The organism is Conexibacter sp. CPCC 205762, from assembly GCF_030646155.1.
Lineage (GTDB): Bacteria > Actinomycetota > Thermoleophilia > Solirubrobacterales > Solirubrobacteraceae > Conexibacter.
The window spans coordinates 434,073-457,526 of record NZ_JAUTDN010000001.1; the positions used below are offsets into that span (position 1 = coordinate 434,073).

A 23,454-nucleotide genomic window follows, 5' to 3' on the forward strand; every position below is an offset into this window, starting at 1 on the left:
GTGAGCGAGCGGCCTCTGACCCCGCTGGACGGGGTGATCGTCTACGACAAGCCCGCGGGGATCACCTCGCACGACGTCGTCTACCGCGTCCGCCGCGCGCTGCCGCGCAAGACGAGAGTCGGCCACGCCGGCACGCTCGACCCGTTCGCGACCGGGCTGCTGCTGGTGCTGGTCGGCCGCGGCACCCGCGCGCAGCGGTTCCTGATGGGCCAGCCGAAGCGCTACGAGACGATCGCCCGCTTCGGCGCGACCTCGACGACCGGCGACTCCGACGGCGAGATCAGCGAGACCGGCGTCGTCCCCGCAGGCGACCTGCTGCTGCCGACCGGGCTCGTCCGGCAGCGTCCGCCCGCCTACTCGGCGCTGAGAGTCGACGGCGAGCGCGCCTACGCCCGCGCCCGCCGCGGGGAGGAGGTCGAGCTGCCCGAGCGCGAGGTGCACGTCGAGGAGTTCCGCGAGCTGTGGCGCGACGGCGACCGCCGCGCCTTCGCGATCCGCTGCTCCACCGGCACCTACGTGCGCAGCCTCGTCGCCGACCTCGGCGACGCCTACTGCCAGGAGCTGCGGCGGACCGCGATCGGCCCGTTCGACGTCGCCGACGCCGATCCCGAGCGGATCGTGCCCTTGGCGGAGGCGCTGGCGTTCATGCCCGAGCTGCGGCTCGCCGCCGACGCGGCGCGCAGAGCCGCCCACGGGGTCGCGGTCGCCGACCCCGAGCCGGCGCGGCCCGACGGCCAGTTCACGCGCCTGACCGACGCCGACGGCCTGATCGCGATCGCCGAGCCGCGCCCCGGCCCCGACGGCGCGCGCCTGCTCAAGCCGGTCGTCGGACTGCGCGGGTAGGCGGGCCTGCGCGGACGCCCGCGCAGGCCCGCCGCGATGCCCATGCGGCCCGCGTGCGCGCCCTCCTCGCGCCGGCTTGACTACTCTTCCGGCGCATGCAGATCACCTGGCTGCCCGACGTCGCGCCGAGGCCCCGGCGCGTCGCCGTCGGCGAGTTCGACGGGGTCCACCTCGGTCACCGTGCCGTCGTCGACGGCAGCGACACGGTCCTCACGTTCGAGCCGCACCCGATGGCGGTCGTGCGGCCGGACGCCGCGCCGAAGCTGCTGACCAGCCTCGAGGTCAAGGCCGAGCTGATCGCCGCGCTCGGCGTCGAGGAGCTGATCGTGATCCCGTTCGACGCGGCGTTCGCGCACCAGACCGCGCAGGAGTTCGTCGACGACGTGCTCGTCGGCAAGCTCGGCGCGACGCACGTCTCGGTCGGCGAGAACTTCCGCTTCGGCCACGGCGCCAGAGGCGACACCGCGCTGCTGAGAGCCGACGGCCGCTTCGAGGCGCGCGTCGTGCCGCTGGTCGAGGTCGACGGCGAGATCGTCTCCTCCTCGCACGTGCGCGGGCTCGTCCAGGCCGGGCTGGTCGAGCGCGCCGCGACGCTGCTCGACGTGCCCTTCCGCATGCGCGGCGAGGTCCAGCACGGCGAGAAGCGCGGCCGCGAGCTGGGCTTCCCGACCGCCAACCTCGTGCCCGACCCCGCGCTCGTCTGTCCGGCCAACGGCGTCTACGCGACGCGGGTGAGCTGGGACGGGGGACAGGAGTGGCGCTGCGCCGCGACCAACGTGGGCGTGCGCCCGACCTTCGAGACGGGCCTCGGGCTGCTGGTCGAGGCGTACGTGCTCGACTACTCCGGAAACCTCTACGGGAAGCCGCTGACGGTCGAGTTCGTCGGCCGTCTGCGGGGCGAGCAGCGGTTCCCGTCGGCCGACGCGCTGATCGAGCAGATGCAGCTCGACGTGGCCGCGGCGCGGGCCGTCTGTGCGGGGGATTCTGCTACGCTGCGCGGCCGATGACGACCCTTAGCCCCGAGCGCAAAAGAGAACTGATCGCGAAGTTCGGCAGAGACGAGAAGGACACCGGCGCCGCCGAAGTCCAGATCGCCATGCTGACGGAGCGGATCAACGACCTCACCGAGCACCTGCGCACCCACAAGAAGGACCACCACTCGCGCCGCGGCCTGCTCATGCTCGTCGGCCGCCGTCGCCGCTTCCTCAACTACCTCCAGCGCAAGGACCTCAACGGGTACCGCGCGCTCGTGAGAGAGCTGGGCCTGCGCAAGTGAGCGTCCTGCAGCCGGGCACCCCCGTTCCGGAGTTCAGACTCCAGCGCGAGGATGGCGAGTCGTTCACGCAGGACGACCTCAAGGGCAGAACGACCGTCCTGGTCTTCTATCCCTTCGCGTTCAGCCCGGTCTGCACCGACCAGCTCAACCTCTACGAAGAGGTGCTGGACCAGTTCAGTGCGCAGGGGGCGACGCTCTACGGCGTCTCCTGCGACTCCTCCTGGGCGCAGAGAGCGTTCAAGGAGAAGCTCGGCGTCACGATCGAGCAGCTGTCGGACTTCGAGCCGAAGGGCGCCACCAGCGCGGCCTTCGGCGTCCTGCACGAGGGCGGCTTCCCGCAGCGCGCCCTGGTGATCGTGGACTCCGACGGCGTCGTGAAGTGGAGCTACCAGGCGCCGTCGCCGGGTGACCTGCCCGGCGCAAACCTCATCTTCGACGGCCTCGCGGCCTGACTTGCCCTCGCCGCGCCTGGCGGCGTCCTCGGTCGCTCGTGGGCCAGCGCCCACGTCGCTCCCTGCGTCCTTGCCAGCCACGACGATCGCGGCGTCAGGTGACTGACTACGGCAGCGCCCCGCTGCCGGGCCCGCAGGCCGACGACCACCTCGACGGCCCGTCCGACCGCCCGCTGGCGATCGTCTACGCCGACTACGAGTGCCCGTACTGCGCGGTGCTCGAACAGCGGCTGCGCGCTGCCGGCGCGCGGCGGATCTTCCGCCACTTCCCGGTCAGATCGAAGCATCCGCGCGCGTGGGCGGCCGCCTGCGCCGCCGAGGCGGCGGCGCTGCAGGGCCGCTTCTGGGAGATGCACGCGCTGCTGTTCGCCGACCAGGGGCGGCTGGAGGACCCGCACCTGTGGGCGCGCGCCGAGCAGCTCGGGCTCGACGTCGGCCGCTTCGACGCCGACCGCCGCGCGGAGGCGACGATCGCCCGCGTCAGACGCGACTTCGCCGCCGGCGTGCGCGCCGGCGTCGCGACGACGCCGACGCTCTTCCTCGACGGCGTCGCCCATCCCGGGCTGCCGACCGACGCGCTGATCAGCCGCCTGGGCTGAGCAGCCGCGCGACCGTCGCGGCGCGGAAGTCGAAGATGCGGTCGAGGTCGCGTCTGACGAGGATCCGGTGCGCCAGCTCGCCGAGCGGGCCGAGCGGCAATGCGTAGCGGACGGTGTCGCGCATCGCGGTCCGCGGTTCTCCGCCGGGCGCGGCGGGCGCCGGCGTGAACTCGTGCGTGTGGTGCCAGAGCGCGTAGGGGCCGCTCAGCTGCTCGTCGACGAAGCGCTCGCCCGGCTCCCATGCGGCGATCCGCGTGCGCCAGCGCAGCGGCAGCCCGTGCAGCCGCAGGCGGTAGTCGATCAGCGTTCCCGGCGCCATCGCGATCGGCTCCGGGGTGGTGACCTGGAAGCCGAGCCACGGGGGCGTGATCGCTTCGAGGTTGCGGGCTGCGGCGAAGAAGGGAAAGACGGTGTCAGGCGATCCGGGAAGCGTCTGCTCGCGCGTCAGGACGTGGACGGTCATAGCCGAGATACGCAGGCAATTTGCGGGCAGATCGCTACGATGGATGGGTTCCGTATCGAAAAGACGCAAGCTCTCCGCCTACCGAACGGCGGAGCAGAAGGGAAAACACATATATGTCTGACGCCGTTACGCGGCTTTCCGTCGAGATCGCTGGAAGAGAGATCTCGTTCGAGACCGGTCGCATGGCCAAGCAGGCCTCTGGCGCAGTCGTCGTCCGCTCGGGCGACACGATGGTTCTGTCGACGGCGACCGCGGGCAACCTCCGCGACGTCGATTTCCTTCCCCTGACGGTCGATGTCGAAGAGCGTCAGTACGCCGCGGGCAAGATCCCCGGCTCGTTCTTCAAGCGCGAGGGTCGCGCCGGTGAGAAGGCGACGCTCGTCGCCCGCATGGTCGACCGTCCGATCCGCCCGCTGTTCCCCAAGGGCTGGCGCCGGGAGACGCAGCTCGTCACGCTGACGCTCTCGGTCGACCACGAGAACCCGTACGACATCCTCGCGATGAACGGCGCCTCGGCGGCCCTGATGATCTCCGACATCCCGTTCCCGCAGCCGGTCGGCGCGGTGCGCATCGGCAAGGTCAACGGCGACTTCGTCGTGAACCCGAACGAAGAGGATCTGCTCGAGAACACCGATCTCGACCTGATCGTCGCGGGCACCGAAGAGGCCATCCTGATGGTCGAGGCGGGCGCCAACGAGATCCCCGAGGCGGAGATCCTCGACGCGCTCGACATCGCCCACTCGGCGATCAAGAAGCTCTGCAGACTGCAGTGGCAGCTGGCCAGAAAGGCCGGCAAGGCGAAGTCCGAGGTCGAGGTCCCGTCGGTCGACGCGAGACTGCTGAGACAGATCACGAGATCGCACGGCAGAAAGCTCGACAGAGCGACCGGCGTCGTCGACAAGCTGGAGCGCCAGGAGGCGACGAAGGCGGTCGAGGAAGAGGTCTTCGCGAGATACGCCGCCGACGAGGACGACGCCGAGCAGCGCGCGGCCGTCCAGCTCGCCTTCGACAAGCTCGAGAAGCAGATCATCCGCGAGCGGATCGCGATCAGAAAGAAGCGTCCGGACGGCCGCAGAGCCGACGAGATCCGGCCGATCACGATCGAGGTCGGCGTCACGCCGCGCACGCACGGCTCCGCGCTCTTCACGCGCGGCCAGACGCAGGCGCTGTCGACCGCGGCCCTGGGCACGACGCGGGAGGAGATGCGCCTCGACACGCTCGGCCTGGAGACCAGAAAGTACTACTTCCACCACTACAACTTCCCGCCGTTCTCGGTCGGCGAGGCCGGCTTCATGCGCGGCCCCAAGCGCCGTGACATCGGCCACGGCGCGCTCGCCGAGCGCGCGCTCGTGCCGATGGTGCCGAGCATCGAGGAGTTCCCCTACACGATCCGCGTCGTCTCCGACATCCTCGAGTCCAACGGCTCGTCGTCGATGGCGTCGGTCTGCGGTTCGTCGCTGTCGCTGATGGACGCGGGCGTGCCGCTCAAGCGGCCGGTCGCCGGCATCGCGATGGGCCTGATCAAGGAGGGCGACGACTACATCGTCCTCTCCGACATCGCCGGCATCGAGGATCACCTCGGCGACATGGACTTCAAGGTCGCCGGCACCAGCGAGGGCATCACCGCCCTGCAGATGGACATCAAGATCACGGGCGTGACCTTCGACATCCTGCGTGACGCGCTGTCGCAGGCGAAGGAGGGTCGCACCTTCATCCTCGGCAAGATGGCCGACGCGCTGTCGGCCCCGCGCGAGGAGCTGTCGAAGTGGGCGCCGCGGATCGCGACCGTCCAGATCGACCCCGACAAGATCGGCCTGCTGATCGGCAAGGGCGGCGAGACGATCCGCGGCCTGTCCGAGGAGTTCAGCGCCCAGATCGACGTCAACGACGAGGGCCAGGTGCTCGTCTACGCGCAGAACGGCGAGCAGGGCGACGCCCTCGCCGAGCGCATCCGGACGATGACCAAGGAGGTCGAGGTCGGCGACGAATTCAACGGCAAGGTCGTCAAGACGACGACCTTCGGCGCGTTCGTCGAGCTGGCCAAGGGCAACGACGGCCTGCTGCACATCTCGAACATCTCGCCCGGCAGACGCGTCGACACGGTCGAGGAAGTCCTCAACAAGGGCGACGAGATCAAGGTGCGCGTCTTCGAGGTCGACCGTGAGCGCGGCCGCATCGGCCTGCGCCTCGCCGAGGACCCGGACGTCGCGGGCAAGACGGTCGAGGAGCTGAAGGCGGCCTCCGCCAGCGGCGGCAACGGCGGCGGGGACCGCGGCGGCGACCGTCCGCCGCGCGACCGCGGCGCCCGTCGCGAGGGTCGCGGCGGTGGCGGCCGCGGCCGTGAGGACCGCGGCAACGGCGGCAACCGCGGGCGCGGCAGCCGCGACCGCGATCCGGACCGCGGCTGATCCAGTCAGCTTGCGAACTGCACTCCGGCGCGCCGCAGCGCGGCGCGCCGGGGGCGGTTCGCGGCATCTCTCATGAGTGATCACAGAATCACCGAGCTGGAATCCGGCGTCCGGATCGTGACGGAGGCGATGCCCTCCGTCCGGTCCGTCTCGCTCGGCTACTGGATCGGCACCGGCTCGCGGGGCGAGGACGACTCCCAGGCGGGTCTCTCGCACCTGATCGAGCATCTGCTCTTCAAGGGCACCGCCAGATACCAGTCGCTGGAGATCGACCAGATCTTCGACGGCATGGGCGCAGAGCTGAACGCCGGCACGGGCAAGGAGACGACCTCCGTCTACTCGCGCGTGATCGACGAGCACCTCGACGTCGCCTTCGACGTGATGAGCGAGATGGTCTTCAGACCGCGCATCGACGACGTCGACAGCGAGCGCGAGGTGATCCTCGAAGAGATCGCGATGTACGAGGACGACCCGCAGGACAAGGTCTACGACGTGCTCGGCGAGGCCGTCTTCGGCAGACATCCGCTCGGCCGCTCGATCATCGGCAGCGCCGACGTCGTCGCGAGAACGCCGATCGAGGCGATCAGAGCGTTCCACGCCAGCCGCTACGTGGCGTCGAACGTCGTCATCTCGGCCGCCGGCGCGGTCGACCACGACGCGCTCGTCGAGCTGGCCGCGACGCGCGTGCCCAACGGCGGCCGCAGCGCCGACGCGCCGCAGGCGCCGCCGGCGCCGAGCGGGCTGACGCCGCGCGTCGTCTTCGAGCGCAAGGACACCGAGCAGTACCACGTCTGCCTCGGCGGGCCCGGGATCGCGCGCGACGACGAGCGGCGCTACGCGCTGCGCGTCCTCGACACGCTCTTCGGCGGCACGTCGTCCTCGCGCCTCTTCCAGGAGGTGCGCGAGAGACGCGGCCTGGCGTACTCGGTCTACTCGTACACCGCGCAGTTCTCCGACACCGGCCAGGTCGGCCTCTACCTCGGCACCCGCGCCGACAACCTCGCGCCCGCGCTCGAGGTCGTCGCACAGGAGCTGGAGCGGCTGCAGCGCGACCCGTCCAGCAACGAGGAGCTGGAGCGCGCGAAGGAGAACCTGAAGGGCCGCATCGTGCTGTCGCTGGAGTCGACGGGCGCGCGCATGAACCGGCTCGGCTCGGCCGTGCTGACGGGCATGCCGCTGCTGTCGGTCGACGAGGTGGTCGAGAAGATCGACGCCGTCGACCGCGACACGATCGCGGAGCTGACGGCGGAGCTGCTGGACCCGGCGAAGCTGTCGACCGCCGGCATCGGCCCCGACGAGGACGTCTTCAGAGCGGCGCTCGGCCCGCTCGCCCCCGAACCCGCAGGAGTCTGAGTGATTCGAGTCGCTGTCGCCGGCGCCGCCGGCCGGATGGGATCGACCGTCTGCGACGCCGTCACCGGCGCCGACGACATGGAGCTGACCGGCCGCGCCGATCCGGCGCTCGGGACCTCGCTCGCCGAGGTGCTGGGCGCCGCCGACGTGGTCGTCGACTTCACGCAGCCGGACACCGCGCTGGCGAACGCGCTCGAATGCCTCGACGCGGGCGTCCACGTCGTGATCGGGACGACCGGCTTCGACATCGAGCCGCTGCGCGAGGCGAGCGCGAAGAGCACGGCGAACGTCTTCTTCGCGCCCAACTTCGCGATCGGCGCGGTGCTGATGATGAAGTTCGCCGCCGAGGCCGCCAGACACATGGCGAAGGCGGAGATCATCGAGCTGCACCACGACAGAAAGCTCGACGCGCCGAGCGGCACCGCGGCGCGCACCGCGCAGCTGATGGCCGCGGCGACCGGGGGAGAGGCGCCGCCGATCCACTCGGTGCGGCTGCCCGGCATGGTCGCCAACCAGGAGGTCATCCTCGGTGACCTCGGGCAGACGCTGACGATCCGCCACGACACGGTCGACCGCGTCTCGTTCATGCCCGGCGTGCTGCTCGCCGTGCGCAGAGTCGGCGCGATCGCCGACAGCCCGCTGGTCGGGCTGGAACACCTGCTGTAGGGCTTTTTGCCTCGCTATCCTCCGGTTCGCAGTCCGCTGACGAACCGGAGGACAGCAGCGCTTGCCGCAGCCGACCCGTCACGTGCTCGTCGTCACCGCGCCCGCGGCCACGCCGGCGGCGCTGCGTCGATCGCTGCTGGCCCGCGTCGCCCGCGGTCCGGCCGAGTTCACGCTGCTGGTCGCCGGCGACGACCTGGCCGCGCGCGGCTGGCTGCTGGAGGCGGTCGAGCTGCTGCGCGCCAGCGGCCTCGACGTCGTCGGCCAGCTCGGCCCGGCCGACCCCGACCGCGCCGTCGCGGAGACGTGGGACCCGCGCGAGCACGACGAGCTGCTGGCACCGTCCCCGCTACCGTGAGGCGGGTGCTGATCGCCGTCACCGACCACGCCGTCGAGCGCTTCCGCCAGCGCGTCGGGACGCGCACCGGCGCGCTCGACCCGAGACCGGAGATCGTCGGGCGGGTGCGGCGGGCGCTGGAAGCCGGACGGGCCAGCGAGGACGCGCCGCCGGGCGCGACGCGCTCCCGCGGCTCGCTCTACGTGCGCGATCTCGTCGACCGCGACCTCGTCTTCGTCTGCCGTCACGGTGACGGCGAGCTGGTCGTGATCTCGCTCTGGGAGGAGGGGCGGATCGGCTCTCCCCGCGTCCCGCGGCGCTTCACCGACGCGCTGAAACGCTGACTGCTGGTGCTGCCGGCGCGGCGGCGCCCGATGGGGACGGGGCGTCTCGCGGCCCACCTTGCGATAATGATCGAACGCATGTCAGGGCTGGGAGCAATTCTCACTGCGATGGTCACTCCGTTCGACGCACAGCTGCGCGTCGACGAGGAGAGAACCGTTCGCCTCGCGAATCACCTCGTCGCGCACGGTTCGGACGGCCTCGTCGTCTGCGGCACGACGGGTGAGGCCGCGACACTCGCCGACGAGGAGCATCTGCGCGTCATCGAGCTGGTCGCCGACGAGCTGAAGGGCCGCGCGACCGTCGTCGCCGGCGTCGGCTCCAACGACACCCGTCACGCGATCGAGCTGACGGAGAAGGCGACCGCGCTCGGCGCCGACGCGCTGCTGCACGTCACGCCGTACTACAACCGCCCGAACCGGCGCGGGATCGTCGCCCACTTCGCGGCGTGCGCGAGAGCGACCGACAAGCCGATCGTGCTCTACAACATCCCCACGCGAACGGGCACCGACATGCCGAACGACCTGCTCGCGGAGCTGGCCCAGATCGACGGCATCGTCGCCGTCAAGCAGGCCAACCCCGACAACCTCGCGATGGTCGACGGGCTCGAGCTGTACGCCGGCAACGACGACATGCTCGCCGACGTGCTCGACCTCGGCGGCGCCGGCGGCATCTGCGTCGCCAGCCACGTCGTCGGCGAGCAGATGCGGCGGATGGTCGACGAACCGGAGAAGCGGCGTGAGATCGACGAGCAGCTGCAGGAGGTCTACGCGGCGATGGGCGTGACGACCAACCCGATCCCGGTCAAGGCGGCGCTCAACCTGCTCGGCCACGACGTCGGCGGCCTGCGGCTGCCGCTCGTCGACGCCGACGAGCAGGAGACGGCCGTCGTCCGCAGCGCGCTCGAGCGGCTCGGCCTGTTGGCGACGGCGTCCGCGTGAGCAACGGAACGCTTCGCGTCCTGCCGCTCGGCGGCCTGGGCGAAATCGGCAAGAACATGACGGTCGTCGAGTACGACGGCCGCATCGTCGTGGTCGACACGGGCCTGCGCTTCCCGACCGCGGAGCAGCTCGGGATCGATCTCGTGCTGCCCGACTTCACGTACTTGAAGGACCGCGTCGAGGACATCGAGGCGATCGTCATCACGCACGGCCACGAGGACCATCTCGGCGCGCTGCCGTGGGTCCTGCGCGAGCTGGGCGTCGAGGACGCGCCGCCGGTCTACGGCGGCCCGCTGGCGATGGCGATGGCGCGCTCGAAGCTGGACGAGCACCGCATCAGAGACGTCGAGCTGGAGGACGTCCACGACGGCGAGACGATCGAGGCCGGTCCGTTCGACATCGAGCTGATCCACATGACGCACTCGATCCCGGACTCGAACGCGGTCGCGATCACGACCGACCTCGGGACCGTGCTGCTGACCGGCGACTACAAGTTCGACCAGACGCCGGTCGACGGCCGCCCGGCCGACATGCAGCGGCTCGCCGAGCTCGGCAGAGAGGGCCTGCTGCTGCTCTGCGGCGACTCGACCAACGCCGACCGGCCCGGCTTCTCGCCGTCGGAGGCAGGCGTCGGCCCGCACCTCGAAGAGGTCTTCAGCCGCTGCGAGGGCCGCATCGTCGTGACCTCGTTCGCGTCCAACATCCACCGCGTCCAGCAGGTCGTCGACGCCGCCTCGGCGCTCAACCGCAAGGTCGCGCTCGTCGGCCGATCGATGCGCAAGAACGTCAACATCGGCCGTTCGCTCGGGCACATCGAGGTGCCCGAGGGGATGCTGATCCAGCCGCGCGAGATCGACGACTTCCCGGACGAGCGGATCGTGATCATCTCGACCGGCTCCCAGGGCGAGCCGCTCTCCGCGCTGCGGCGGATGGCGCACAACGACCACCGCCAGGTGAAGCTGCGCGAGGGCGACACGGTCGTCTTCTCGGCGACGCCGATCCCCGGCAACGAGCGCGCGGTCAACGAGACGATCGACCGGCTTTACCACATCGGCTGCGACGTGATCACGACCGCCGACGCGCCGGTCCACGCCTCCGGCCACGGCTATCGGGAGGAGCTGAAGCTGATGCTCAACCTGACGAAGCCGAGATACGTGCTGCCGATGCACGGCGACTTCAAGCGGATCCACCTGCACGCCGAGCTGGCCGAGCAGGTCGGCATCGACCCGGAGAACATCTTCCAGGGCGAGAACGGCCTGCCGCTCGACATCAGCGAGCGCGGCGCCCGCTGGGGCGACAAGGTCCAGAGCGGCATGGTCTTCGTCGACGGCGTCGACATCGGCGACCCGGCCGACGTCGCCCTGCGCGACCGCAGAATGCTGTCGGCCGACGGCATCTTCATCGTCGTCGCGACCGTCTCCGAGCAGAACGGCCAGTCGGTCGTGCCGCCGGAGGTGATCTTCCGCGGCGTGCCGTTCGTGGCGGAGGCCGACGAGCTGATCGAGGAGATCCGCGGCGCGATCGAGGACTCGCTCGCGCAGGCCGCCAGAGACGGCGTGCGCGAGGTCGACCTGATCCAGCAGCAGCTGCACGACGACCTCGCCGGCTTCGTCTACGACAAGCTGAAGCGCCGGCCGATGGTCCTGCCGGTCGTCGTCGAGGTCTAGCCGCAGTCACGTGAGCGAAACACGCTCACGCGACTGCTAATTGGCTGGCCGCCGGCAGCCGCACGACGAAGCGGGCGCCGCCGCCGGGCGTCTCGTCGACGGTCACGTCGCCGCCGTGCGAGCGGGCGACGGCGCGCACGATCGCGAGGCCGAGGCCGGAGCCTGACGGCGCGCGGTCGCCGCCGCCGCGCACGAACCGCTCGAACAGCTTCTCGCGCAGCGGCTCGGGGATCCCCGGGCCGTCGTCCTGAACGGTCAGCACGACCTCGTCGCCGACGTGCTGCAGCGCGGCGTGGACGTGGGTGCCGGGCGGCGTGTGACGAAGCGAGTTCTCGACCAGGTTGAGCGCCATTCTGTGCAGCTCGTCGCGCGCGCCGGAGACGAGCGTGCCCTCGGCGCTGGTGTCGATCGAGAACTCGTGGTCGGCGCTCGCGGCCAGCGGCTCCAGCTCGCCCGCGACCTCGACCAGCACCTGCCCGAGGTCGAGCGGGACGTGCGGGACGACGCGGCCGGCGTCGGCGCGCGCCAGCAGCAGCAGGTCGGCGACCAGCCGCCGCATCCGCCGCGAGGAGCGCAGGGCGGAGGCGGCCGCGTCGCGCTGGTCGCCCTCCAGCGTCTCCTCCAGCAGCTCCAGGTTCGCGAGCACGCTCGTCAGCGGCGTGCGCAGCTCGTGCGAGGCGTCGGCGACGAACTCGCGCTGGCGCGCCAGCGTCGCCTCCGTCTCGCTCTGAGCGCGGTCGAGCGCCTGCAGCATCTCCTCGAGCGTCGCCGCCAGCTCGCCGACCTCGTCGTCGGAGCCCTGCTGGGGCATGTGGCGCGAGGGGTCGCGCGTGCGGCCGATCTCGCGCGCGGTCGCGGTCAGCTCGGCGATCGGCGCCATCGCGCGGCGAGCGACGAAGAGGCCGGCGGCGAGCGCCAGCGCGGCGCCGCCGAGCACACCGAAGACGATGAAGAAGCGGACCTTCGCGATCGTCGCCTTCGTCGCCGACAGCGGGCGCCCGTAGATGATCAGCGCTCGTTCGACGCCGTTGTTGAGCGTCACCCACCTGGCGGTGACGCGGTAGCCGCTCTCGTCGCGCGGATAGGTGCCCTGGGGCTTGAAGACCGCGCGCTGGCTGCTGCCGTAGAAGCACATGATCTCGCCGCCGCGGCTGTCGTTGTAGACCGTCAGCTTGCCGCTCTCGCCGGTCGCGAGCGCGCCGAGCTGGCCGCAGTTGGCCGCGCCGGTCGCCGCGTCGTAGCCGATCCGCCCGTTCGCGTACGTCGCCAGCGCGTCGGCCGTTCTGTTGACCGAGTCCTTGAACTGGATCCCGATCTGGCGCGTCGTGAGGAAGCCGACGATGACGGCGAAGCCGCAGAGGATCACGAACGTCAGCGCGGCCGATCCGCCGGCGAGCCGCCAGCGGATCGGGACCCTACGGTACGCGGAGTACGTAGCCTGCGCCGCGGATCGTATGGAGGAGTCGAGGCTCACCGTCCGCTTCCAGCTTCCGTCGCAGATTGGAGACGAACACCTCGATCGTGTTCGTCGTCGAGAAGGGGTCATAGCCCCAGACCTCGTCGAGCAGGCGCTGCCGCGAGATCACGATCCGCTCGTTGCGCATCAGGTACTCCAGCAGCTCGAACTCGCGCTGCGTCAGCTCGATCGAGCGCTCGCCGCGGTGGACCTCGTGCGTGTCCGGGTTGAGGCGCAGGTCGCCGACCGTCAGCGGCGCCGAGCCGCGCGGGGGACGGCGCCGCAGCAGCGCGCGCAGGCGCGCCAGCAGCTCCTGCCGCTCGAACGGCTTGACGAGGTAGTCGTCTGCGCCGGCGTCGAGGCCCTCGACGCGCGATTCGAGCGCGTCGCGCGCGGTCAGCATCAGGATCGGCACGTCGTCGCCTCTGCGCAGCGTCTTGGCGACGTCGATCCCGTCGAGCTTCGGCAGGCCGAGGTCGAGGATCACGAGGTCGGGCAGGAAGGAGTGCGCCTCGTCGAGCGCCGTGACGCCGTCCGCGGCGGTGCGTACGTCGTAGCCCTCCATGCGCAGCGAGCGCTGCAGGACCTGGGCGATCTCGTCATCGTCCTCGACGACGAGCACGCGGGCGGGGCGGGCGTAATCGCTCATACACGGATGCTAGTCGGGAAAGGCCAGCTCCGCGCGGGTTTTTAGCGATTCGTTACTCCCGGCAGGGGTTATGCGCCCCGCGTCGAAGCACGCACCGAAGATGGCCAGAACCAGCCGCCGTAGACCCACGAGATCGTCGAGATCCCGCTCGCGCGCTCGCGCGCGCCGTTCATCCGCTCCCGGCCTCGGGCTGCCGCAGCTCGCGCCGCACCAGATCGACCTGCTCGGACTCGGGCTCGCGGCGCTGGGGATCTTCCTCGCGTTCGTGATGTACGCCGGCTCGGCCGGCGGCCAGGTCGGCGACGGCCTGCGGGACGGGCTGATGCTGCTGTTCGGGCGCGTCGCCTACGCGGCTCCGATCGGCCTCGTGATCGGCGGCGTGCTGGTGATCGCGCGCACGCTGATCCCGAGCGTGAAGCCGCTGCGGGCCGGCGTCTGGTGCCTCTTCGGCGCGGTCGAGCTGTCGCTCGCGGCCGGCACGCTCGGCCTCGGCGGCGGCGGTCGCCCCGGCAACGACATGTGGGACGCCGACGTGATCAAGGAGCGCGGCGGCGCGATCGGCGAGGCGCTCTACTGGGTCGCCTCGACGCTCTTCTCCGACGTCGGCGCGCACATCATCGCGATCTTCCTGTTCCTCGCCGCGCTCGTGCTGCTGAGCGGCGTCACGATCGCCAGCGTGCTGCAGCAGGCGGCCGAGACGAGCCGCACGCTCGCGCCGGCACGCCGCTCCTATGAAGACGAGGAGCCGCCGCCGGCGCCGAGAAGAGCGGCCCGCAGACGCAAGACGATCGTCGCCGCCGACGACGACGCGGTGCTCGCCGCCTCCACCGATCCCGACGTGCCCGAGCTGCTGACGCCGCCCGAGCTGGAGCCGGCGAGGCTGGTCGTGCGCGCCACTCCCGGCGACGCCCCGTCGCTCGACGGCGCCGAGCGCTACCCCGACCTGTTCGGCGACGAGGACGACGCGCCGACGCTCGCGCCCGCGCCGCTGGCCCCGATCGACTACGACGAGCCCGACGACGGCGACACCGCCGATTTCGCGGCCTCAGCGGCGCTCGCCGCGACGCCCGACGACGAGGACGACGACGCAGACGAGCCGGTCGCGGCCGACGAGGCCGAGATACCCGAGCTGGAGCTGGAGGAGCCCGACGAGCCGGGCGTCACGACCGGGCCGACCGAGCCCGTCGACCCGGCCGACCTGACGCCGCAGGGCCGCTACCGCGCCTCTGTCACCGACAGCCCCGACTTCGTCTGGCAGGTCCCCAGCAGCCGCTTCCTGAAGCGCTCGACCGCCGAGCAGACGCGCCCCGACACGGCCGGCCAGGAGAAGATCGCCGCGCAGCTGGTCGAGGCGCTGGAGCACTTCAAGATCGACTCGAAGGTCGTCGGCATGGTCGCCGGCCCGCACATCACGCGCTACGAGCTGCGGCTCGCACCCGGCACCAGAGTCGGCAGAGTCGCCAACCTCAAGGACGACCTCGCCTACGCGCTCGCCGCCACCGACGTGCGCATCCTCGCGCCGATCCCCGGCAAGCAGGCGGTCGGCGTCGAGGTGCCCAACGCGAAGCGCAAGATCGTCCACCTCGGCGACGTCTTCCAGGAGCCGCCGTCGGACTGGTCGCCGCTGACCGTCTGGCTCGGCAAGGACGTCGCCGGCCGCGCGATCGGCGTCGACCTCGCGAAGATGCCGCACCTGCTCGTCGCCGGCACGACCGGCGCCGGCAAGTCCGGCTGCGTCAACGCGATGCTGTCGAGCATCCTGCTGCACGCCGACCCGCGCGAGGTCAAGCTCGTGCTGGTCGACCCCAAGCAGGTCGAGCTGAACCACTACGAGTCGATTCCGCACCTGCTGACGCCCGTCATCACGAGCCCGCGCAAGGCCGCCAACGCGCTCCAGAACCTCGTCAAGGAGATGGAGGAGCGCTACGGGATCATGTCGCTCGCGCGCACGCGCTCGCTGCCGGAGCTGAACAGACGGCGCGAGGAGCGCGGCGAGTCGCGCCTGCCGTACATCCTCTGCGTGATCGACGAGCTGGCCGACCTGATGATGGTCGCCCCGGCCGACGTCGAGGACTCGATCATCCGCCTGGCGCAGAAGGCGCGCGCCGTCGGCATCCACCTCGTGCTGGCGACGCAGTCGCCGCGCGTGGACGTGATCACCGGCATGATCAAGGCGAACGTGCCGTCGCGGATCGCCTTCGCGGTCTCGTCGCAGACCGACTCGCGCGTGATCCTCGACCAGAACGGCGCCGAGTCGCTGCTGGGCCAGGGCGACATGCTGTTCTCGCCGGTCGGCTCCTCGAAGCTGCAGCGGATCCAGGGCGCCTACGTCGACGAGGACCAGATCGCCAAGCTGACCGAATCGTGGCGCAGACAGGGCGAGCCGGAGCTGCGCGACGACCTGCTCGAGGAGGTCGAGGACGAGGACGCCGCGGCGGAGGAGCAGAGCGCCGACGACGGCTTCGACCCCGACGAGGATCCGCTGCTGGAGGAGGCGATCGGCCTCGTCGCGCAGATGGGGACCGCCTCGACCTCGATGCTGCAGCGCCGCCTGCGGCTCGGCTACACGCGCGCCGGCCGCCTGATCGACATGCTCGAGCGGCGCGGGATCATCTCCGGCTACGAGGGCAGCAAGCCGCGCCAGGTGCTGATCACCGAGTCCGACGTGCCGCGGATCCTCGTCGCGCTCGCCGAGAGAGCGGGTCCGCCGCCGGGTGAGCGTCCGGGCGACCAGATCCCGCTGCCCACACCGTCTTCCGGAGCAGCGGACGACGAGCCGACGCTCTCCTGAGCGGCTCGCGGTCTGCACGATTTTCCCCGCTGCCGAAGGCGTTCGGTCGATAGCCTTCGGCTCGAATGCCTGAGATCGGCCCAACTCTCCGCGAGGCGCGAATGCGCGCCAGGATCGACATCACCGAGGTCGAGCTGGCGACGAAGATCCGCGCGAAGTACCTGCGCGCGATCGAGAACGAGGAATGGCAGCTGCTGCCGGGCTCGACCTTCGCGAAGAGCTTCATCCGCACCTACGCCGACTATCTCGGGATCGACTCGCGCTCGCTGGTGGAGGAGTACAAGCTCCGCTACGAGCGCCCGAGCGAGCAGGAGCTGCGGACCGTCAGCCCCGGTCTCGCGCGCGACCGGCGCGGCAACCGCACCAGCCCGCGCGGCGGAGGCGGGGGTGGCGGCGGCGCGCCGCGCTGGGCGATAACCGTCGGCCTGCTGGTGATCCTCGTCGCGGCGCTCTACTTCATCGGCACGCGCGGCAGAGACGACAAGGGCTCGAACACGACGCCGACCGAGACGCAGCCGATCGCCAGAAGAGGCGGCGGCAGAAGAGCGGCGAGCGGCGGCGGCACAGGCGCGCAGACGCAGAGAAGAGCGGCGGCGCCGACGCTCGCCGGCCTGCGGCTGATACCGAGCGGCGACGTCTACGTCTGCCTCGTCGATCAGGACGACAGAGTGCTGATCCCCGGCCAGACCTTCGCCGCCGGCCAGGCGGTCCCGCTGCAGAGAGCGAGATCGATGCGGCTGACGCTCGGCAACTCCAACGTCGTGATGAGAGTCAACGGCAGAGCCGTCTCCGTGCCGGCCTCCTCGGAGGCGGTCGGCTTCGCGATCACGACCAGAGGCGCGACGCCGATCAGCGGCGACCAGCTGCCGACGTGCACATGAGCCCCCGCGCCGGCATCGTCGTCACCGGGACCGAGGTCCTGCAGGGGATCATCAGAGACAGCAACGGCCCCTGGCTGGCGGAGCGGCTGCGCGAGCTGGGCGTCGACGCGGCGCAGATCGTGATCGTCGGCGACCGGCCCGAGGACCTGCGCGGCGCGCTCAGATTCCTCGCCGACGAGGGCGTCGCGCTGATCGTCACCAGCGGCGGCCTCGGCCCGACCGCCGACGACCTCACCGGCGAGGTCGTGGCGCAGTTCCAGGGGCGGTCGCTGCAGCTCGACGAGGCGCTGTTCGGGCGCATCGCCGAGATCCTGAGACCGCTGCTGTCGCGCTGGCCCGACCTCGATCGCGAGGCCGTCCTGCGCTCCAACCGCAAGCAGGCGCTCGTGCCCGCCGGGGCGACCGTGCTGGAGCCGGTCGGGACCGCGCCGGGGCTGGTCGTGCCGCCGTCGGCCGACGGCGACGCCGGGGCGGACGGGCCGACCGTCGTCGTGCTGCCGGGCCCGCCGCGCGAGCTGCAGCCGATGTGGGGCGTGGCTGTGGCGACCGACGCCTTCCGCGCCGCCACGGCGGGCGCGGGGACGTTCTCGTGGCGGATCATGCGCCTGTTCGGGCTGCCCGAGTCCGAGATCGCCGAGACGCTGCTCGCCGCCGCGCGCGACGGGCTGACGCTCGACCCGCTGGAGATCACCACCTGCCTGCGCCGCGGCGAGATCGAGATCGCGACCCGCTACGCGGTCGAGGACGAGCTCGCCTACGGCGCCTTCGAGCAGTACGTCGCGCGCCGCCACGGGCCGCTGCTGTTCGCGACCGACGGCGCGACGATCGACGCCCAGGTCGCCGGCCTGCTGCTCGGCGACCCCGGCGCCGGCGGCGTCGGCGACGCCGCGGTCGCGCACCCGCCGCGCACGATCGCGACCGCCGAGTCGTGCACCGGCGGCCTGCTCGCCGGCCGCCTGACCGACCGCGCCGGCTCCTCCGCCTACGTGCTCGGCGGGCTGGTCGTCTACTCGAACGCGGCGAAGGTAGCGCTGGCGGGAGTCTCCGCGGGCACGCTGGAGCGTGTCGGCGCGGTCTCCTCCGAGGTCGCCGAGGAGCTGGCCGGCGGCGCGATCGCGCGGCTCGGCAGCGACGTCGGCGTCGGCGTCACCGGGATCGCCGGGCCGGGCGGCGGGACGCCGGAGAAGCCGGTCGGGCTGGTGTGGGTCTCGGTCGCGCTGAGAGACGGGCCGCGGATGACGCGCAGGCTGTCGCTGCCGGGCTCCCGCTTCGACATCCGCGACCGCACGACGACGGTCGCGCTGCACATGATCCGGCGACTGCTGCTGGAAGCCGACGCCGCGTGACGCGCGTCGAGCTGCGCTGAGCTGGCGCAGTTGCGCGCGGATGCCGTGCGCAATCGGTGCAGACACGCGTAGCGCCGTGACAGCGGATGCGCCTACGCTGGAGGCCGCACCCGATCATGTGTTCGTATTCCGTCCGGGTCGGGGCGTAGCTTGTCGAGCCATACGACGTGAACTGAGGAGCTTCCAGGAATGAGCGAGCAGGACAAGGCCGCGAAGGCCCGCGACGCCGCCCTGCAAGGGGCGCTGACACAGATTGAGCGCCAGTTCGGCAAGGGCACCGTCATGCGGATGGGTGATCCGGGCGCTCGCGTGAGAGTCAACGCGATCCCCACCGGCGCGCTCTCGCTCGACCTGGCGCTCGGGATCGGCGGCGTGCCGCGCGGCCGCATCGTCGAGGTCTTCGGGCCGGAGTCATCCGGTAAGACGACGCTCGTCTACCACATCATCGCCGAGGCCCAGAAGCTCGGCGGCGTCTGCGCCTTCATCGACGCCGAGCACGCGATGGACCCGCTCTACGCGCAGAGAATCGGCGTCAACATCGACGAGCTGCTCGTCTCGCAGCCGGACTACGGCGAGCAGGCGCTCGAGGTCGCCGACATGCTCGTCCGCTCCGGCGCGGTCGACATGGTCGCGGTCGACTCGGTCGCCGCGCTGACGCCGCGCGCCGAGCTCGAGGGCCAGATGGGCGACCAGACCGTCGGCGTGCAGGCGCGCATGATGTCGCAGGCGATGCGCAAGCTGACCGCCAACCTCAACCGCACGCAGACGATGTGCCTCTTCACGAACCAGATCCGTGAGAAGGTCGGCGTCATGTTCGGCTCGCCGGAGACGCAGCCGGGCGGTCGCGCGCTGAAGTTCTACTCGTCGCAGCGGCTCGACATCCGCCGCATCGAGACGCTCAAGGACGGCACCGAGGCGGTCGGCAACCGCGTCCGCGTCAAGGTCGTCAAGAACAAGGTCGCGCCGCCGTTCAAGCAGGCCGAGTTCGACATCGAGTTCGGCATGGGCATCTCGACCGAGGGCTGCCTGATCGACTACGGCATCGAGCACAACATCGTCACGAAGTCGGGCTCGTTCTTCTCTTACGACGGCGAGCGGCTCGGTCAGGGCCGCAACAACGCCAAGGGGTACCTGAAGGAGCACCCCGAGATCGCGCGCGAGATCGAGGAGAAGATCTACTCCGCGCTCGGCTTCAACCGTGACCTCGTCGCGCCGATCGAGCACGACGAGAAGGCCGCGAAGGCCGAGCCGGAGCCGGCTGCCGCATAGGTCGACTGTCCGGTAACGGCCCCGCAACGGGCGCATGAGCGAGACGACCGCTGAGGAACGGCTCCAGCACGCGCTGGAGCTGTCCTTCCGCTATCTCGGTCCGCGTGCGCGGACCGAGCTGGAGATGCGCCGTCATCTGGAGGCCAAGGGCGTCGAGCCGGAGGCGGCCGAGGCGGCGCTGACCAGCCTGCTCGACCAGGGATACCTGGACGACGCCCGCTTCGCGCGCGAGTTCACCGAGGACAAGCGCCTGCTGGAGGAGTGGGGGGCCGACCGGATCGAGCGCAGGCTGCTGTCGCTCGGGATCGCGCCGGCGCTCGTGCGCGAGGTCGTCGGCGAGCGCGGGCGCGGGGGCGAGAGCGAGGCCGCACAGGCGCTGCTGGCGCGGCGATTCCCCGTACTGGAGGACGATCCGCGCGAGCTGCGGCGCGCGATCGGCGTGCTCGTCCGCAAGGGATACGACAGCGAGCTGGCCTGGGATCTCGTCCGCGCCCACGCGCGCGGCGGGGGCTTCGACTGAGGCGCCGACGGCCTTCTCCCACCCGACGCCGCCGTGTCCGCGCCGCTCGGGTCCGGTCGAACGCTGTCGAAGTTTGCGCCGAATGTTGCTCGGTACTACGATCCCGCACAGCGAACGACTGGCCCGCGAGGGCATGAAACTCCAGCAAATGACCTTGATCCTGGTACCAGATCCTTCTTCCGTGACTGCACCACAGCAGAAGTGCGCAGGCCTGTTGCGAAAGCAACGCGCGCCACGAACGCCGGCCTAGCCGGCACCTGAAGGGCGGCGCTGCCAGCGCCGCGCCTGGTTGTCAGATCCGTGCCCCTCGCACGGCCCGTCCGCCGCTACCCAAACGGACTGTGAGCTGCAGCTTTCGCCGCTCGGCGGAAGCTGTGAGGAGAGGAACGGCAATGGAAATCGTGATCGCGGCAGCAGTGCTCGCAGTGGGCCTGATGGTCGCTGCCGCGCTCTACGCGAAGCGCGGCGGATCCCATGTCGCGGAGGCGAACGCGAGAGTCGCCTCCGACATGGACGCGGCGCTGCGCGAGCGCCGCGCCGAGATCGTCCGCATCGAGGAACGGCTGCTGGGCAAGGAGGAGGCGCTCGACGCGCAGCGCGCCGACGTCGTGCGACGCGAGCGCGGGCTGGAGGACCGCGCGACGGCGCTGGAGGCGGAGACGGCGGCCGTCGCCGCACGCCGCGCCGACTACGAGCACCAGCTCGAACGGCTCGCCGGCGTGACCGCCTCGCAGGCGAAGCAGCTGCTGCTGAAGGACCTCGAGGACGACGTCCGCCACGAGTCGGCCAAGCTCGTGCGCCAGATCGAGGAGGAGACCAAGCGCGACGCCGACCGCCGCGTGCGCAACATATTGTCCGTCGTGATGCAGCGGATCGCCGCCGGTCATGCGACCGAGACGACCGTCTCCGTCGTCCAGCTCGCCTCCGACGACATGAAGGGCCGCATCATCGGCCGCGAGGGCCGCAACATCCGCGCGCTGGAGAACCTTACCGGCGTCGACTTCATCATCGACGACACGCCCAACGCGGTCGTGCTGTCGGGCTTCGACGGCGTCCGCCGCGAGGTCGCCCGGCTGACGCTGGAGAAGCTGCTGCAGGACGGCCGCATCCACCCGGCGCGGATCGAGGAGATGTACTACCAGGCCAAGGGCGAGCTGGAGGAGCACGTCCAGGAGCTGGGGGAGGAGGCGGTCTTCGAGGCGAAGGTCCAGGGCCTCGATCCGGAGCTGATCAAGCTGCTCGGCCGGCTCAAGTTCCGCACCAGCTACGGCCAGAACGTGCTCGCCCACTCGGTCGAGTGCGCCAACCTCGCCGCGATGATGGCCCACGAGCTGGGCGCCTCGCCGAAGACCGCCCGCCGCGCCGCGCTGCTGCACGACATCGGCAAGGCGGTCTCGCACGAGATCGAGGGGCCGCACGCGCTCGTCGGCGGCGAGCTGGCGCGCAAGTACGGCGAGCCCGAGGCGGTCGTGCACGCGATGGAGGCTCACCACAACGAGGTCGAGCCGCAGACGGTCGAGGCCGTGATCGTGCAGGCCGCCGACGCGCTCTCCGGCGCCCGCCCCGGCGCCCGCGGCGAGTCGCTGGAGCAGTACGTCAGACGGCTGCGCGAGCTGGAGCAGATCGCGACCCGCCACGACGGCGTCGACAAGGTCTACGCGATGCAGGCCGGCCGCGAGATCCGCGTGATGGTCTCGCCGACCGCGCTCGACGACGACGGCGCGACGCTGCTGTCGCACGCGATCGCCCGCGAGATCGAGAGAGAGCTGGAGTATCCGGGCCAGATCAAGGTGACGGTGATCCGCGAGTCGCGGGCCGTCGAGTACGCGAGATGACTACCCTCTGACAGCGATGAAGCGGTATCACGTCACGACGTTCGGCTGTCAGATGAACGAGCACGACTCCGAGCGCATGAAGGGCATGCTCGAGTCGATCGGCTACGCCGAGGCGCCCGATCCCGAGGTCGCCGACCTGATCCTCTTCAACACCTGCTCGATCCGCGAGGCGGCCGACAGCAAGTTCCTCGCCCATCTCGGCCACGCCAAGCGCCGCAAGCGTGAGCGGCCCGACGTCGTGATCGGCGTCGGCGGCTGCTGGGCGCAGTCGGTCAAGGACGAGGTCTTCCGCCAGTTCCCGTTCGTCGACGTCGCCTTCGGCCCCGGCCAGGTCCACAAGCTGGCCGAGTTCCTCACCAGCGACTCGCTCACCGCCCAGGGCTACTTCGAGTTCGAGGGCTTCGCCGGCGACCTGCCGGAGAAGCGGGCGCGCGACTTCCAGGGCTGGGTGCAGATCTCAGTCGGCTGCAACATGAAGTGCTCCTACTGCATCGTCCCCTCGACGCGTGGCCGCGACGTCGCGCGGCCGCTGGAGACGCTCGTGCGCGACGTCGAGCGGATGGCGTCGGAGGGCGTCAGCGAGGTCACGCTGCTGGGCCAGAACGTCAACGCCTACGGCCGCGACCTGCACAGACGCGGCTTCCCGCGCGCGAACTTCGCCGAGCTGCTGAGCGCGATCGACGCGATCGACGGGATCGAGCGGATCCGCTACACCAGCCCGCACCCGCAGGACATGAAGGAGGACGTGATCCGCGCGCACGCCGAGCTGCGCTCGCTGTGCGAGCACGTCCATCTGCCGCTGCAGTCGGGCTCCTCGCGGATCCTCAAGGAGATGCGCCGCACCTACTCGCGCGAGCGCTACCTCGACCGTGTCGCGCTGCTGCGCGAGCACGTGCCGGACGTCGCGCTGACGACCGACATCATCGTCGGCTTCCCGGGCGAGACCGAGGAGGACTTCGAGCAGACGCTGACGCTCGTCGAAGAGGTCAGATACGACGGCGCCTTCACCTTCGTCTACTCGCCCCGCCGCCACACCGAGGCGGCCGACTTCGCCGACCAGGTCCCGCACGAGGTCAAGGTCGAGCGGATGGACCGGCTCGTCGAGGCGATCCAGCGCAACGCGCACGAGCGCGCGCAGCGGTTCGTCGGCCGCACGATGGAGGTGCTGGTCGAAGGGCCCTCGCGCAAGGACCCGACCCGCCTGCGCGGCCGCACGCGCCACAACAAGGTCGTCAACTTCACCGGCCTCGCGCAGGCCGGCGACTTCGTGCACGTCGACATCGAGCGGGCGACCTCGCAGACGCTGACGGGCGAGGAGTCGCTCGTCGCGCGTGCGCTCGGCGCCGGGCTGCGTTGAGCGGCC

22 protein-coding genes are annotated in these 23,454 nt (G+C 71.0%); 19 read left to right on the top strand and 3 right to left on the bottom strand.

The features are described from left to right. The 5 genes from truB to Q7L73_RS02055 all read left to right on the top strand — a co-directional run bounded on the left by truB (position 1) and on the right by Q7L73_RS02055 (position 3,170). Entirely contained in the window at positions 1-843 is an 843-nt protein-coding gene (gene truB, locus Q7L73_RS02035) for a tRNA pseudouridine(55) synthase TruB (protein WP_304693529.1), read from the top strand. Between the two features lie 95 nt (positions 844-938). Next, positions 939-1,850: a bifunctional riboflavin kinase/FAD synthetase gene (locus Q7L73_RS02040; RefSeq protein WP_304693527.1), complete on the top strand. Its 912-nt coding sequence runs from the start codon at positions 939-941 to the stop codon at positions 1,848-1,850. Continuing rightward, complete coding sequence (rpsO, locus tag Q7L73_RS02045) at positions 1,847-2,119, top strand: 30S ribosomal protein S15 (protein WP_304693525.1); 273 nt, start codon at positions 1,847-1,849, stop codon at positions 2,117-2,119. The genes Q7L73_RS02040 and rpsO overlap by 4 nt, the downstream gene beginning before the upstream one ends. After that, positions 2,116-2,571 (top strand): redoxin domain-containing protein, encoded by a 456-nt coding sequence (locus tag Q7L73_RS02050; protein ID WP_304693523.1) that lies wholly within the window; start codon positions 2,116-2,118, stop codon positions 2,569-2,571. The genes rpsO and Q7L73_RS02050 overlap by 4 nt, the downstream gene beginning before the upstream one ends. Before the next feature lie 98 nt (positions 2,572-2,669). Further along, positions 2,670-3,170: a DsbA family protein gene (locus Q7L73_RS02055; protein ID WP_304693520.1), complete on the top strand. Its 501-nt coding sequence runs from the start codon at positions 2,670-2,672 to the stop codon at positions 3,168-3,170. On the opposite strand, the gene Q7L73_RS02060 is transcribed toward Q7L73_RS02055, so the two are convergent. Further along, positions 3,154-3,633 carry an SRPBCC family protein gene (locus Q7L73_RS02060; protein WP_304693518.1) on the bottom strand — a complete coding sequence of 160 codons (480 nt, stop codon included), beginning with the start codon at positions 3,631-3,633 and terminating at the stop codon, positions 3,154-3,156. The genes Q7L73_RS02055 and Q7L73_RS02060 overlap by 17 nt on opposite strands. A 113-nt stretch (positions 3,634-3,746) precedes the next feature. On the opposite strand from Q7L73_RS02060, the gene Q7L73_RS02065 reads away from it, so the two are divergent. The 7 genes from Q7L73_RS02065 (at position 3,747) to Q7L73_RS02095 (ending at position 11,344) form a co-directional block, all read left to right on the top strand. After that, the gene (locus Q7L73_RS02065; RefSeq protein WP_304693516.1) at positions 3,747-6,041 is read left to right on the top strand and encodes a polyribonucleotide nucleotidyltransferase; all 2,295 of its coding nucleotides are present in this window, start codon (positions 3,747-3,749) and stop codon (positions 6,039-6,041) included. A gap of 72 nt (positions 6,042-6,113) precedes the next feature. After that, positions 6,114-7,394 carry a pitrilysin family protein gene (locus Q7L73_RS02070; protein WP_304693514.1) on the top strand — a complete coding sequence of 427 codons (1,281 nt, stop codon included), beginning with the start codon at positions 6,114-6,116 and terminating at the stop codon, positions 7,392-7,394. Then, positions 7,395-8,060, top strand: coding sequence for a 4-hydroxy-tetrahydrodipicolinate reductase (locus tag Q7L73_RS02075; protein ID WP_304693512.1), 666 nt, complete (start codon positions 7,395-7,397; stop codon positions 8,058-8,060). Positions 8,061-8,121: 61 nt separating this feature from the next. Continuing rightward, complete coding sequence (locus Q7L73_RS02080; RefSeq protein WP_304693510.1) at positions 8,122-8,415, top strand: hypothetical protein; 294 nt, start codon at positions 8,122-8,124, stop codon at positions 8,413-8,415. 5 nt (positions 8,416-8,420) lie between these two features. Beyond that, positions 8,421-8,738, top strand: a complete 318-nt coding sequence (locus Q7L73_RS02085) for a hypothetical protein (protein WP_304693508.1) — start codon at positions 8,421-8,423, stop codon at positions 8,736-8,738. A 78-nt stretch (positions 8,739-8,816) separates the two neighbouring features. Then, on the top strand, positions 8,817-9,677 hold the full coding sequence (gene dapA, locus Q7L73_RS02090) for a 4-hydroxy-tetrahydrodipicolinate synthase (RefSeq protein WP_304693506.1): 861 nt from the start codon (positions 8,817-8,819) through the stop codon (positions 9,675-9,677). Next, entirely contained in the window at positions 9,674-11,344 is a 1,671-nt protein-coding gene (locus Q7L73_RS02095; protein ID WP_304693504.1) for a ribonuclease J, read from the top strand. Before dapA ends, Q7L73_RS02095 begins: the two co-directional genes overlap by 4 nt. Positions 11,345-11,369: 25 nt before the next feature. Here Q7L73_RS02095 and Q7L73_RS02100 read toward each other — a convergent pair whose 3' ends face one another. Together Q7L73_RS02100 and Q7L73_RS02105 are read right to left on the bottom strand one after the other, a co-directional pair. Continuing rightward, positions 11,370-12,818: a HAMP domain-containing sensor histidine kinase gene (locus Q7L73_RS02100; RefSeq protein ID WP_304693502.1), complete on the bottom strand. Its 1,449-nt coding sequence runs from the start codon at positions 12,816-12,818 to the stop codon at positions 11,370-11,372. After that, positions 12,760-13,449: a response regulator transcription factor gene (locus Q7L73_RS02105; RefSeq protein WP_304693500.1), complete on the bottom strand. Its 690-nt coding sequence runs from the start codon at positions 13,447-13,449 to the stop codon at positions 12,760-12,762. Before Q7L73_RS02105 ends, Q7L73_RS02100 begins: the two co-directional genes overlap by 59 nt. A gap of 100 nt (positions 13,450-13,549) precedes the next feature. Here Q7L73_RS02105 and Q7L73_RS02110 point away from each other — a divergent pair, with 100 nt between their 5' ends. The 7 genes from Q7L73_RS02110 to miaB all read left to right on the top strand — a co-directional run bounded on the left by Q7L73_RS02110 (position 13,550) and on the right by miaB (position 23,448). Further along, positions 13,550-16,240, top strand: coding sequence for a DNA translocase FtsK (locus Q7L73_RS02110; RefSeq protein ID WP_304693498.1), 2,691 nt, complete (start codon positions 13,550-13,552; stop codon positions 16,238-16,240). A gap of 65 nt (positions 16,241-16,305) precedes the next feature. Then, the gene (locus tag Q7L73_RS02115; protein WP_304693496.1) at positions 16,306-17,121 is read left to right on the top strand and encodes a helix-turn-helix transcriptional regulator; all 816 of its coding nucleotides are present in this window, start codon (positions 16,306-16,308) and stop codon (positions 17,119-17,121) included. Next, on the top strand, positions 17,118-18,467 hold the full coding sequence (locus Q7L73_RS02120) for a competence/damage-inducible protein A (protein ID WP_304693494.1): 1,350 nt from the start codon (positions 17,118-17,120) through the stop codon (positions 18,465-18,467). The genes Q7L73_RS02115 and Q7L73_RS02120 overlap by 4 nt, the downstream gene beginning before the upstream one ends. A 189-nt stretch (positions 18,468-18,656) precedes the next feature. Beyond that, positions 18,657-19,736 carry a recombinase RecA gene (gene recA, locus Q7L73_RS02125; protein ID WP_304693492.1) on the top strand — a complete coding sequence of 360 codons (1,080 nt, stop codon included), beginning with the start codon at positions 18,657-18,659 and terminating at the stop codon, positions 19,734-19,736. A 34-nt stretch (positions 19,737-19,770) separates the two neighbouring features. Then, positions 19,771-20,256: a regulatory protein RecX gene (locus Q7L73_RS02130; protein WP_304693490.1), complete on the top strand. Its 486-nt coding sequence runs from the start codon at positions 19,771-19,773 to the stop codon at positions 20,254-20,256. Between the two features lie 392 nt (positions 20,257-20,648). After that, entirely contained in the window at positions 20,649-22,091 is a 1,443-nt protein-coding gene (gene rny / locus Q7L73_RS02135; protein ID WP_304693488.1) for a ribonuclease Y, read from the top strand. Positions 22,092-22,107: 16 nt separating this feature from the next. Next, on the top strand, positions 22,108-23,448 hold the full coding sequence (miaB, locus tag Q7L73_RS02140) for a tRNA (N6-isopentenyl adenosine(37)-C2)-methylthiotransferase MiaB (RefSeq protein ID WP_304693486.1): 1,341 nt from the start codon (positions 22,108-22,110) through the stop codon (positions 23,446-23,448). Positions 23,449-23,454: the final 6 nt, after the last annotated feature.